Genomic DNA, 13,600 nt, shown 5'->3' with positions numbered 1-13,600 from the left:
CTATACTTCAACATTCATTAATCGATGTTCCTTGTTCAATATTCAATTTTTCCGTTATCTGTTAATAGACTCTTCACGGATAACAATTAACGATTAACGTATAATTTACTTACCGGTTATCAATAAACTTCCTGATCTTGCGATCGATCTTGCCAAACTGAAGTTTCTCCAGCTCCTGTGGTGTAGCAAAGTATATTTCCGGTACAACGCGAAGTCGCGATTGGAAAACAACGGAGAGTCGCTGGCGGATATCGTCTTTCATATCCTCACTCACCAGTATATGTAGTCTTAGTTCATCTGTACCCAACTCGCCTGTAGAAGCCTCCACCACGTAATCGCGTATGGAAGTCATATCGTTCAACAGCTCAAATACTCCCGGTGGATATATAGTGGTACCTTTCAGTTTTATCAACTGTTGCTTACGACCCAGCACAGGTCCTAATCGTAGCGTTGTTCTTCCGCAGGCACAAGGCTCTGTATAGGCTATTGCTATATCGCCAGTTCTATAGCGAAGCAACGGCATGGCCTCTACCCCGAGCGTTGTAATGGTTACTTCGCCCGGCTGACCTGGTTTTACCGGCACTCCTCTCTCATCAAGCACCTCTATGATCAGCAACTCCGGATGATGGTGCCCTCCGTTACCTTGCGTACACTCGGTAAAAGCTGTCTGCATTTCCGTAGAAGCATAGGTGCTATAGAGTTTTATATCCCATGATTCAGTAATGCGTTTACCAATCACATTCAGCTCAAGCGAATCTGTACCGGTGCGTAAGCCCTCCCCTATACATATAGCTTTCTTTACCGAGCTCTTGTTCGGATCTATTCCATTCTGCCGTGCATATTCAATCAGCTTTACGATAAACGATGGCACCGCTACCAGCGTAGTAGGCTTCAACCGCTCAATAGTTTCCCACTGCATAGCAGGCAACCCCGGGCCTACACGCACAAGGCCTGCACCCAGTTTTCGTATGCCTTCATAATACGCTATACCGGCCATGAATTGGCGATCGAGTGTTAACATCAGTTGGTATAGATCATCGGCAGTACCATCAGCACAGGCAAAAGATATACACTCGTTATAGGCCAGGCGATGAAGATCGTTATCCGTTAATGGAACTGTAACAGGCTTACCTAACGTACCCGATGTACTGGCAAACTCTACGATCTCGCTTCGGGGTACACACAGAAAATCCCAGTTGAACTGCTGCAAATCATCTTTGGTAGTTACCGGTATATTTACCAGGTCTTCCAGTGTTTTGATCTTCGCCACCGCTACACCGTGCTGCTGAAAATGACGCTGATAAAAAGGTGAATGCTGCTGCAGGTATTGCAACAGTTCATTCAGTTTCTTTTCCTGAAAACTCCTGATCTCTTCTTTCGACTTAAATTCAATTTCCGGTGCGTGTTTCATTGCTCGATAATAACTACTGCGCATGCCATGTCTTTAACATGCGAGAGTGATACATGTATTTTATTCCAGTTGTTCTGTATAGCCTGTTCACGAAAGTTACCGTGAAGTTTAATAGCGGGCTTACCTAATTCGTCAGCGACAATTTCAATTTCGTGCAGGTCATGCCCTGCGAGTAATCCTTTGCCTGTTGCTTTCAGAAAAGCTTCCTTTGCAGCAAAACGTGCTGCGTAGTGTTCACCTTTATTTTTCTTTGCTTCACAAAAGGCAATCTCCGCTACAGCAAATACTTTCTCCGTGAAACCATTCTCCCGGCCTACACGCTCTGCCACACGCGCTACTTCTATAATATCGATGCCGGTGCCCAGGATCATTTCTGTTTTTCTTCTGCTGTTTTCAGATTACGCTCCATGTGTTCCTTCTCCTGCACCGTGGCAATTTCTTTCGTAAGTCCGCGCTGGTATGCATCGATCGCTTCTTTATACTGCTCGTGATGCAAATAATAATCACCGGCCAGCATATAGGCGTGGTACGACTGTGGATTCCATTTCATCAAACTATCCGGCTGCATATCGGTTCGCGGATTGAACGGAAACCGGTATGGATGAAATTTACTATAGCTTATATAGTCCGGAGTATGGAGGAACGAATCGGCTGGTATAGTAAGCGAAGCTTCATATACCTCTTCGTTCTTCGTCATCTTGCGCGCAAACACCTTGTTCAGATCATAGCATACAAATTTACCCAACTGCCACGGAGCGGTAGAGATCCACACGCGTTGTTTCTCTGGTTGAAAAATTATACCATGATGCGCCACTAACTGGTTCACCAGTTTTTCATTGCCCATGCCTATATCGGCATTGCCCAATCCTTTTTGATTGCGAAGTATAGCAGCGGTTTTCAACACAGAGTTCTTTCCGTTTTCTTTCAACAGCTCTTCAACGCGTTTATACCGATAGGGCGAAGCGCTTGTTCTCATGTGCTCCTGGTTGAGCTCCGTTTGCCCGAGAACTTTACCCTGAAAGTGATTCGTACTCACAATCTGATTGCCTGTTACTTCATAGAAATCTATACCCTCCGGTGTTTTCTCAATAAGCGATGCTTTACCATCTTTCGCTGAGCCAATCAAAAAAGATTCTGCTACAAACATCTTGTGCTTCTCTGCTATAGCATACGCTTCCTGTATAGTAGAAGCATACTGCAATATCTCGCGCGCTACCAGCGACACCGGAGTGGCTGATGCGGATGGTACATTGGATTTGGCTGCATTGATTGTTACGGTAAGTCCCGCCACATTCATTCCGGAAAGTACTCCGGTCATACCACCGAAAGTTATCATCATGAATTTATAGCCTTTCTCCGGGTTATAGAAAGCTACAATTTTATCGCGGGCAAAATCATCTCCTACATAAAAATCAAAATTACGACCGATGATGAGTGTACTGTCTTCCGAGAGTGTATCCCATGTAGCGAACGATGTACATCCTACCAGCGACATATTCTGTAACGCGTGCCCTATATCATGGGCAGCATGATAATTCAGAATGCGTTGATAGGGTGGTGCTATATCATCAAACTCGTGTGATGCCACCTGCGATATACCATATATCTCCAATTTATATTCATCTGATACATGCTTGTCGAGATCGCGGTTAAACCATCCTACAAAGTACTTCAGTATATTCAGGTAAAACGAAGACGGTACAAGTTGATGCAACTGATGCGTAAATACTTCTTCCTGGTATTGCACCAGCTCGTGCGTAAGTTTGCCATTTACAACACCACGTTCAAACGGTGCTCCCTCTACATATAGCTCATATAACCCGCTTTCGCTTTTACGAAACCAGTTGTTGCCAATCGTATATAATCCCGAATCAGGCTGCTCTACTTTAGCATCGAGTATAGCAAGCGATGTAGGCACAGGCTCATCTACCCGGGCTACACTGCGCACATATACCAGCAGGATCAGGATGATCGCTACGAGTATACCTGCCATCCATGCCAGTATCTTAGCTAACCTTTTGAGCATCTTTTACTTTTTGAATAATGTTTTCCAAACCGATGAGTTGTGCGCAGGTCATGATCGCACTGATCGTTACGCCCAGCACTCCGTGCATATTTATATTCTGTCCGGTTAGCAACAGGTTGGGTATTTTTGTTTGAGGCGCTATAAATGTTTTCAGCGGTTCGCGATAATCTTTGGCAAAGCCATAGAGCGATCCATCATCTGTGCCGATATAGTCGCGGGCCGAAAGCGGAGTAGCGCAGGTATAGGACTTGATGGAATCCTTGAAGCCCGGGAAGTGTTTCTCCACCATATCAAACAACTTTTCCGCTTTCTCACGTTTGAAAGCTTCGTAGTCATCGCCACGACTATCTTCATGAGAAACTGTATTGAACGTATTTTTCCATTTCTCCACATCCTCGATTTTCATATAGGACATAACCGTTATCCCTTCTGAATGATGTGGTGAGCGCGATGATGGCGTAAAGAACAATGCATATCCGCGTGGCCACGTCTCGTCAGTATATTTATCGCCGCACCACGCGTTCTCTTCAGCAAAGTAGTAATAGTTACTGTTTATATAGGGGAAGGACTCTTTCTTCATTACCACGTTGGCATAGAATACTGATATAGTACTCTCCAGACTTTTCAGTCGGGTACGATAGGCATTCTTAATCATGTGGCTGTCTGTCATCTCCACTGTTTTCAGCGGATGTACATTCGAGATGAAAGTCTTTGCATAGTATCGCTGGCCTTTATCATCTTCAGCATATACGATCCTGCGATCCTCTTCTTTCAGCTTTACGATCTTTACATGCTTCAGCACTTTACCATTGCGCGAAGTGATCTCGCGGGCCAGCAGGCGTGCTATCTGCGAACCACCATCTACAAATTTCCACGAGCTCTCAACATAATGGTTTACGATAAGTGCATGAACGAACAACGGCGTTTTATAGGCATCACCCGCATAGAGCAAATTTGTTCCGGCTAATACGGTCTGCAATTTTTTATTGTCAGTAAGCGACTCCAGGAACATCTGTGTATCCGTCTGGTAAGCTTGTGCCGAATCGGTATATGATCCAGCCTGTACGTTGTATAGCGGAAAGTTCTTGCAGATGGTCTGTATCGTTTCGCAGTACTTATTGATAGCAGCTTCTTCGTCCGGAAAATACTCCAGCATCTGCCGGATAAAATTATCGTAGCCCTGCGGATATTTGTAAGTGATAGGGTCATCGCCAAATATCAACCCGTCCACAAAGTCTTCATCCATTTTGCGCAGCTTCAGTTTATCCATAATACCGAAGTACTTGAAGAACTGGTAAAGGTTCTGGCCTTCACTCAATCCGCCTACATAATGTACACCCGTATCAAAAATTACTTTGTCGCGCGCAAAGGTCTGGAGCATGCCCCCGATCTGCTTGTTCTTTTCAAGCACACAAACTGAGTACCCTTCCTTCGCCAGGATAGTACCACAGGCAAGTCCGCCCAATCCGCTACCGATAATTACTACATCGTATTCCTGCATCATCTGCTTTTTCGTATATACTAACAAACATTTTAACCATTCGCGTGATCAAATGTTCACGACACCACCTGTTTCGCTTCAGGCAGTTTTCCGAATCACAAAAATAACATTGGAAGTAAACTTTGTATCATCTACTTCATCTACTTTCATCCCATAATCCTGTGCTAATTGCCGTATTTTCTTACCTGAAATGAAATTGAGTGCATTTTCGGATTTATTGAACTTCATTACTTTGATCGAAAAGAACTCCGTAAGCTTCGTGCCCTTGTGGCGCTCCTGCAGATCGGCATTACCATCGCGAAGAATCAATACACCTCCGGGATTGAGTGCCTGAAAACATTTGACGAGTAAGGCATCTTGTGCTTCCGATGGAAGGTAATGCAGTACATCGCTGATGATGATCACATCGTACCCATCTACCGGAAACGTGGTGGCATCGCCACAGAAAAATCTCAAACGCTCACTCTTCAGGTAACCGTTGTTCGCGGTGGTAATTTTGTGTTCATCATAATCCACACCGGTAATGGTTCGCTCTTCCGAGAGAAACTGCAGCATATAGCACAAAAAGCCATAGCCACAACCGAGGTCGAGTATATTTGCTTTGGCGGGGATCAGTTTCTCAAAAGGTGCATAGTTTTTCTCCAGGCGCAACTTCACCCGCATATACCACTCCAGCACCGGCCCTTTGTAAATATAGTTTGTATACAATCGCTTCACAAAGTAATCGGGTGTTTCAATCTCACGAGACAGCGATCTATACGCTTCTTTAAAGTAACGACTGATCTCTTTGGTGCGCTGGGAATATTTCTCACCAAAGCGCATATCATCCGGTTCTATGGGTGGTAAAAATTTCAGTGTAAGCTGACCTTCATTCAATATAAAACTTCCCTTTGGTATAGCATCGGCCGCACCATGTATCAACAATGGCCGGATAGGAATCTGAAATGTTTCTGCGAGATAAAAAGCGCCTTTATGGAATCGCTTGATCCTTCCATCAACAGAGCGGGAACCTTCGGGGAATACAACGATCGAGTATCCTTCCTTTACGCGCTCCTTTAATCGATCTACACTATCTTCTGCTCCTTCGCTTACCGGGTAATAATCTGCGAGACGAACTACGCCACCAAACACCGGAGAATCCCACACCCATTGGTTGGTGAGCAGTATAAGTTTAGGGTGCAACATTACGGTGAGCAGTATATCCAGGAACGATGTGTGGTTGGCAATGATCACACTCGGCCGCGAAAAGGTTTCTTCTGTTATACCGATAATGCGTTTCTTCACATTTGGCTCTACATAAATTACAAACCATGCGCACGCTCGAAGCATGGAATGATATACCAGCTTGATCTGATGTTTTCCTACGGGAACCAGCTTTAACACGAAGCCAATCACAGTAAGTACAAGTGCCCCGCCTACAAAGAAGCTATAGGTAACAAACGTGCGAAAGAAACTGAAGAAGGTAATAGGTGTAAAACCTTTAGCTGTGCGATTGGTAATGAGTGCGCGGAACAGGAAGGGCATTATAGTTTGTGCCATGATAAAGACGCATACTATACCAATGATCGAGATCGCTGCGATCGACTTCAGGGCCGGATGACTGGCAAAGATGAGTACACCCAAACCGCAGATGGTAGTTACAGCCGAGAGAAATATAGAGGTGCGGATAACCGGTAGTACTTTCTTGTTTGCCTGATACTCCTGCTGCAACCCATCCATGGTAAAGATGGAATAATCATCTCCTAAACCAAAGATGAATGTGGAGATCATTACGTTGATGATGTTAAACTCTATACCGGCTAATGCCATAATACCGAGTATCCATATCCAGGTGATTAGCATGGGCACAAAGGTGATCAACGTAAGTTCTATGCGCCCGTATGAAATAAGCAGTGCTACAAATACCAGTATAGAAGTAAACGTAACAATGAAATTGAAATCGTTGTGGATATACTCTACAAACAGGTTAGTCATCATCTGGCGGTCTACACCTTTAGCGGGCGTCCTGGCCAGTTGTTCATATACGGCTGTTTTATTTTCGGGCTTAACATTGGCAAGCGTTATCACGGTGGCTATGCCATCTTTTTCAATAATAAAATCATCGAAGAAAGCCGAGCGCAGTGATTGCGTTTCTTCCGGTAAAGCCGGTTTGAATTGTCGCGTAATGAGTGTATCAAAATTCTGCAATACACGTGGAGAGAAATGCAGCTTCGCTCCTTCTTCGTATACCGTTGTGCGCAGTGCGGCTTTTCGCTGATCACTCCAGAAAGTATTCCAGCGGGCAATGCGTTGTTGTTGCAGTGAATCGGAAATCAGGAACGATGAAAGAGAAGATACTTTTGTTACCAAACCGGCTGTTCGCAGTTTATCCAGCACCGGTATAGCCTGTTCATTTTTTCGCAACGCTGCCTCTAATGAATTACCATCCGATACTACATATACTGCGGTTAACGATGACTTGCTGATGGTTTCGAGTCGCTGCTGTGCCTCTTGCGTTTCCGCTTTCATAAAGTTCAGCTTACTCATATCGGAGTTAAACTGCACTTTACCGGCAAAGTAAAAGAACACCGGTGTGAGTATAAATATACCATACACCAGGTACTTGTTTGTTTCAAACGAAAACGAGGTGATACGTTCAATACGACTGTTATCCGGCTGGTTGATAAATATAGTCTCACGAACCAGGTGTGGTAAGAAAATAAGTGAACACAACGCAGCCCCTACCAGACTTAACCCGGCAAATAAACCTATATCTCCCAACACGGTAGCATTGGTAAATCGCAGACACAAAAACGCCAACACCGTAGTAGTGCTTCCTATTGTCAATGGTTTGGCCAGCTCTTCAATTACCTTCTTTGCATTATGCTCGTGCTTTAGTATAGTGAGATAGTGTAGTGAGTAATTTACCGCTATACCTAACACGATAGCACCAACGGCCAATGCAAGAATGGAAAGTGTACCCTGCATTATGGCGATCCACGCCAGCGAGAACAATGCTCCAAACACTACGGGCACCATAATCAGCAACGGCACGCGTTTCTTGCGGAAGAAACCGAGTATAACAACCATCAGCAATACCAGCATAATGCTGAGGGTAAGTATAGTATCGCTGCGAAGTTGCTGCGCATTACCTACGGCCACAATAGCCGCACCGAAGTATGAGGCCTTGATCTGATTATGACCGGTTGATGTTTGCTCTACTATACTTTGCAGTGCATGAACAAACTCCGAGTTATGTTTTGTTTCTGCCGGTGGATAGGCTGGCTGCAAAAAGAACAGTATATGCCGATGATCTTTGGTGATGATATAATTATCGTATAATTCGAAATTTTCATCGTATTGAAGCTGCTGTAATTTTTTAAGCGCGAGGAAAGAAAACCCCAGCGGATCTTGTACAATGATACGCTTGGTAACAATGCCCGAAGGCGAGATCAACTGCTGATAGTTACGCTGCAGTACTTCGCGGGCAACTTCCGGGCGGGTAATGGAATCGAGGTATATATAGTCTTTTTCATCCAGGTATACCGGCAGGGTTTGCTGCACAGCCTGGAAGACTTCCATTATTTTCTGATCGTCTACTTTGGCAGCAATTCGCTTTACATAAGGTTTTAAGTCGCGCTCCATGCGAGACACAAGCGAATCGGCAAACACCACCAGACTATCCGGCTGCGGCTGTGCAGTGCTGTCTTTCATAGACACCATTACCACTACGCGCTCTACAAATTTTGAATTGCGAAATATATAGTTCAGTTTCTCTACACGCTCATCGTCCGGAAAGAACTTGGTAATATCTTCCTCCAGTTCAACGCGCGAAGCGCCCCACCCTACCAGGGCCAGTGTACTGACAAAAACGATCCAGAAGGCAGCGCGCTGTCTTTTGAAAAAATCGTAAATGGCTATAAATACTTGTTCCATAAAACTCTCAACCCGGTTGCTTCAGCACAGTCATGATCTGCGCGGATCACCGTTCCTGTATCACCAATATCAATATATACTTTAATCCCTTCACTACACGCACCGTTATACCTCACCTGTTCCATGCGTTGTACGCTTGCCTAATATCTTCAGCAGCACATACGTTGCTACCCCAAACGCTATACCGGCTATAACCGAGAGCGTTACAGCACCTACTACATACTGCATAAAATTATTGTGTACCATTTCCAGTGTAATGCTGCTGGTAAATAGAATCTCTTTTGCCTGGTCGCCCATCCAGATCGCTCCCGTCCGGTGACTGAGAAAAAGTATAATCGGTATCATGGGAGGTATACTGATGTTGGCCGCTATAATCACCAATGCCTTGTTGAGCTTCAGGGCAAACGACAACGCGATGGCTATAGCAAGCTGAAATCCCCACAGCGGCACAATACCCATAAAAATTCCGAAACCGACAGACGCTGCTTTTATAGCATCCGACTCATTTGGATTGAAGAGCTGCTCGCGAACTATCTGCCTGAAGTTTTTTTTTTTAATGCTGCGAAAAAGATCGCGGGGTTTATAGTATAAAAGTGCCAGTGTTACCAAAACCGTATTGAGAATGCTGATGCGCGTAAAGTCCTTGAACGGACGGAAGTGAGAAACGCGCTCACCTTTCTCGGCATAATATACTCTTACAGGAACTTCGGTGATCTCTATACCGCTCCACACAGCACGCACCATCACCTCAATTTCAAATTCAAATTTCTTTGTAATGAACTTAAAGTCTTTCAATAAAGATATAGGATATAAACGATAGCCGCTTTGCGTATCGCCCATCTGTACACCGGTTTCCACTTTAAACCAGAAGTTGGAAAACTTATGACCGAAGCTACTTTTGCCGGGCACGCTCGACTGGTTCATGTTTCGTGCGCCCATAATGATAGCCTGTGGATGCTGCTTTAATTTTTCAATAAACTTCGGGAGGTCTTCCGCGAAATGCTGTCCATCAGAATCTATCGTTATAGCATAATTATACCCGAACTCTACAGCCTTCTTGAATCCCAAACGAAGTGCGTGGCCTTTACCCTGGTTCTTTACATACTGAATGGTTTTCAGCGATGGATATTTACCGAGTATATCTGCAGTATTATCTGTAGAGCCATCGTTTACTACTACAATGTGCGAGGTAAAGCGCATCACATCCTGCAACACTTTCTCCAGTGTGCGGTTGTTGTTATAGGTAGGTATCAATACACAAACCTTATGCTGCTCAAATATCTCGTTCATCATGCGGCTTGTAATGTACCTTTGAATTTGAAAAATGTTACTGCCCCGGCAAACAGCGTTGCGTTTACTATATATATACCACCCTCTTCTTTCCAGTTGAGTGTTACATCTATCTCGTTGTTTTGACGCGGATCGATAATGGAAAGAAACTTGAGGTTATCGCCTTCGGTTATTCTTAACTTCTTCGCTACAAATAATTCGGTAAGCTCGCGCACGATCTGCATCATGCAAACACCCGGCACTACTGGTTGCCCCGGAAAGTGTCCTTGCAATATTTTATGCGAGGCGTTGATTGCTATTACGGCATTACCTCCGCTTGCTGCAGGTTCTTTTTTTACGATGCTGTAGAAATTATCCAATAACATTTAGCGTTCAATTTTTTTCAAACCAATCACCATGTTGAAAGTATAGTGCTTTACCTGTATAGAATCGGGAGCAGACAGATCATTTCCCCACAACGCCACCGTTACTTTCTTCTTACGACTCGACCCCAATTCCATTCTCCGCAAAGAAGCACAATCCGGGGTTGTAATAAAATAGGCCGTTTCCTTTTTTTGAGGTACGCCATAATAAACTTCGCCATCCTGCAGCCACGCCTCTGTTATACTCTGACGAAACGGAATGCCGAGCATCAACTCAAAATCCTTTCGCAAGGTTTGTATCACAGCTTTCTTGTTCAACTGTTTGATCACTTGCTTTACCTGGAATGATCCATCGGTATTGAACTGAAAATCGAGAAACGTTACTCCCGCTTCATTGGTAAATACAACACGTCTGGATGAATCCGGCATTTGCTTGATCAACAACAACCCGCTGATATGCCTGCCTATAACATCGATATAAGTAGTATACCACGAAGTGTTCACACCCGTTGGCCGTATCTTCTCGATGCATGCCTGATCCGGTGTCACCGGCTTGCGCGATTTATACTCGGAAGCGCAGCCGACCAGCAAGAGCAACGCCAGACTATAATGCAAATACTTCATCTGCCACTTGTGCATTGAGCACTTTGTTAGAAAATGTTATAGTCGTTTTATCGCCGGCAGGCTCGTTCATATCAATGGAGCGAACTGAATAATCTTTCTTCTCTACCGTTAATACAATCGTCTGGAAAAATTCTTTCAGTGTTTTTGCCACCGGTGTCATTTCCAGCAGATAGCTTTTATCATTCTCGAATATACGCGTAGTAAAATCCTTGCTGTCTAATATAGTGCCCTGCACACAGTCGATCATAATCTTGTTTACTTGCTGAAATAACTTGTTCGACTTTACATTGATCCTGTTTTCTTTCTGATCATCCTTCACCAGCATCTTATCACCATTCATTACCATGCGGTAGGTGAACGGTTTGGTATAGTCTATCCGCACGCGGTTGCTGCGCTTGAACCAGAATTTACCAGACGAAGTAATAGTTTCTGTTAAGGCCAGCAATTCTTTGTTCTGCACAAAATCGCTGGTAATGGATTGTACTTTGGCCGACTCGGTGGCAAACTGTTTTTTAAAAGCTGCCAGGTCGCTCACAGATTTATATCCCGGATATTGTGCGAACGCTGTCGCGGATATACATAACAATCCGATGATTGCTATACCTATATATTGACTTGCTGATTTGCCCGGTGTTTTAAACATACGCCTTCTCGTTTAACAATTCATCCACTCTTACAACTTTCAAACCAAGTTTGGAAACATGATTTAGAAAATCCGATAATATATCCAGGGTGCTTTCGCTGTAATCGTGAAAGAGCACTATATCACCACCTTTCAACGAGCGGGTTACACGCTGAAAGAGTTTCGCCCGATCTTTTATTACCGTATCGAACGAGCGCACACTCCAGCCAATCACGGTATATTTTCCTCCCCGTTTTATACCCGAGGCTACCATCGGGTTGGTAACACCATAGGGTGGGCGAAAGAATTTCGGTTTTACGCCAACCGCTTTTACTATAGCGTTATCAGTATCTGCCAGCTCTTTGGCAATGGTGTTGCCCGACTGCAGATCAAACGTTGCCTTATGCCAGTAGGTGTGGTTTCCTAATAAATGTCCTTCTTCATGTAATCTCTTGGCCAGCATGGGCTCGCGCGCCACGCGATGACCTATACAAAAGAAAGACGCTTTTACATTATGCTCTTTTAGTATAGCGAGTATCTTGTCTGTCATGCCGGCAATCGGGCCATCATCAAAAGTTATAGCGATGGCATTAGCCGATTCACCTTTACAACGGGTAGGTATAAAAAACTGGAGTGAGAGTATAATTGATCCTGCGGTGTGAAGTGCTACCAGCGCAACGATCAACACTATATACCATACAACGGACAGGCCATACTGCACATCGAGCAGATATAATGCGATGAGCAGAACGACAAAGGCAATATTTACTATCCAGAATCTCGACATGACTTCAGCAAGATAAAGGAATGGTGTGTGCCACCGTATTGGTTATAGATGAGTATATTTTCAGGTGCAGATGCAGCCTGAACACCCGGCATGAGTATAGCACCGGGAATTGTTTGTTCCTGCAATATTTTTACTCCCAGCCAAAATGCAAAGGCAGAAGCTACAGGATGCTCTCCGCATAAATGTTTATATCTTCCGACAGTGCTTTGCGGGAAAAGCTGATCGGCATGGTCCAGTAAAACTTTATCGTGACGTTCGTTACCACTGGTGCCTAACAGTAAACAACCTATATCTTTGGCAGTGAGTCCTGAGTTGCCAAGCAATTCATTGATAGCTTTTCGCAGTGCTGCGTCATCGGCTTTATATAGTGTCGCTACAGACTCCACGCATACGTGGTAATCTTTCTTCGCTCCTGAAAGAACAATGTAGGTTGAGCCTTCTCCGTTTACTATACCATTCTCGTTCTTGAAAAGATCAAGGTTCGAAGTATTGTCGCTGGTAAATTTACCGAAGCGTCTTTGTATTATATGACTGTAGTCAGTTATCTCATCTACACCACCGGTAAGCACGTTCAATGCCGGCTCTTCCTTAATCATCAGTATAGCATCGAGCAACGAACTCTCAAATGAGAAAGCATCCTGCGTATAGGTCTGGTTATATCCCTGGCATTGCAACTGCAAAGCTATGAGTGAACCAATTGTATTATGTGTCGACTGAATGAATGGTGTAGGATTGAGTGCCTCCTCATGATTCTCTACCAGCTTCGTCAGAAATATACCAGTGTCTTCTAGGCAGCCATAGCCTGTTCCGGTAATGATCGCATCGGGTACCGCTATACCAGCTTCTTTCAAGGCTATCGATCCGGAAGCTACCCCCATTTTCAAAACGCGACTCATTCTTCGTAACTGTCGCGGATCGAACCACTGTGAGTAGTCGGGCTCAACACACGAGAGTCGGTCGGTAGTATACGCGGTTATCTCCGCCAGCAATGTTCCATCGCCCCAGGTTTTCTGTGGTGATATATTGCCCATGCCGGTAACGAAGATGCGAGACATTTGCTAT

Annotated in this window: 11 protein-coding genes; all 11 read right to left on the bottom strand. The window is 44.5% G+C overall.

What is annotated here, in order from left to right; translation table 11 throughout:
- Positions 1–109: 109 nt before the first annotated feature.
- The 11 genes from VIN08_RS00975 to VIN08_RS00925 all read right to left on the bottom strand — a co-directional run bounded on the left by VIN08_RS00975 (position 110) and on the right by VIN08_RS00925 (position 13,593).
- Positions 110–1,411 (bottom strand): phenylacetate--CoA ligase family protein, encoded by a 1,302-nt coding sequence (locus tag VIN08_RS00975; protein WP_331958867.1) that lies wholly within the window; start codon positions 1,409–1,411, stop codon positions 110–112.
- A complete protein-coding gene (gene acpS / locus VIN08_RS00970) occupies positions 1,408–1,782 on the bottom strand; it encodes a holo-ACP synthase (protein ID WP_331958864.1) in 375 nt (124 codons plus the stop codon). The genes VIN08_RS00975 and acpS overlap by 4 nt, the downstream gene beginning before the upstream one ends.
- Positions 1,779–3,437 carry a C45 family peptidase gene (locus VIN08_RS00965; RefSeq protein WP_331958861.1) on the bottom strand — a complete coding sequence of 553 codons (1,659 nt, stop codon included), beginning with the start codon at positions 3,435–3,437 and terminating at the stop codon, positions 1,779–1,781. The genes acpS and VIN08_RS00965 overlap by 4 nt, the downstream gene beginning before the upstream one ends.
- A complete protein-coding gene (locus VIN08_RS00960; protein WP_331958858.1) occupies positions 3,418–4,941 on the bottom strand; it encodes an NAD(P)/FAD-dependent oxidoreductase in 1,524 nt (507 codons plus the stop codon). The genes VIN08_RS00965 and VIN08_RS00960 overlap by 20 nt, the downstream gene beginning before the upstream one ends.
- A gap of 75 nt (positions 4,942–5,016) precedes the next feature.
- Positions 5,017–8,853 carry a 1-acyl-sn-glycerol-3-phosphate acyltransferase gene (locus VIN08_RS00955; protein WP_331958855.1) on the bottom strand — a complete coding sequence of 1,279 codons (3,837 nt, stop codon included), beginning with the start codon at positions 8,851–8,853 and terminating at the stop codon, positions 5,017–5,019.
- Positions 8,854–8,958: 105 nt separating this feature from the next.
- Positions 8,959–10,146: a DUF2062 domain-containing protein gene (locus VIN08_RS00950; protein ID WP_331958852.1), complete on the bottom strand. Its 1,188-nt coding sequence runs from the start codon at positions 10,144–10,146 to the stop codon at positions 8,959–8,961.
- Positions 10,143–10,508 (bottom strand): hydroxymyristoyl-ACP dehydratase, encoded by a 366-nt coding sequence (locus tag VIN08_RS00945; protein WP_331958849.1) that lies wholly within the window; start codon positions 10,506–10,508, stop codon positions 10,143–10,145. The genes VIN08_RS00950 and VIN08_RS00945 overlap by 4 nt, the downstream gene beginning before the upstream one ends.
- Entirely contained in the window at positions 10,509–11,144 is a 636-nt protein-coding gene (locus VIN08_RS00940; RefSeq protein WP_331958846.1) for a hypothetical protein, read from the bottom strand.
- Entirely contained in the window at positions 11,110–11,772 is a 663-nt protein-coding gene (locus tag VIN08_RS00935) for an outer membrane lipoprotein carrier protein LolA (RefSeq protein WP_331958843.1), read from the bottom strand. The genes VIN08_RS00940 and VIN08_RS00935 overlap by 35 nt, the downstream gene beginning before the upstream one ends.
- Positions 11,765–12,538 carry a polysaccharide deacetylase family protein gene (locus VIN08_RS00930; protein WP_331958840.1) on the bottom strand — a complete coding sequence of 258 codons (774 nt, stop codon included), beginning with the start codon at positions 12,536–12,538 and terminating at the stop codon, positions 11,765–11,767. The genes VIN08_RS00935 and VIN08_RS00930 overlap by 8 nt, the downstream gene beginning before the upstream one ends.
- Positions 12,520–13,593 carry a beta-ketoacyl synthase N-terminal-like domain-containing protein gene (locus tag VIN08_RS00925; RefSeq protein WP_331958837.1) on the bottom strand — a complete coding sequence of 358 codons (1,074 nt, stop codon included), beginning with the start codon at positions 13,591–13,593 and terminating at the stop codon, positions 12,520–12,522. The genes VIN08_RS00930 and VIN08_RS00925 overlap by 19 nt, the downstream gene beginning before the upstream one ends.
- Positions 13,594–13,600: the final 7 nt, after the last annotated feature.

This window comes from Ohtaekwangia sp. (genome assembly GCF_036568665.1).
Lineage (GTDB): Bacteria > Bacteroidota > Bacteroidia > Cytophagales > Cyclobacteriaceae > Ohtaekwangia.
The sequence above is the reverse complement of the archived record's forward strand: the minus strand, read 5'-3'. Positions and strand labels throughout refer to the sequence as shown.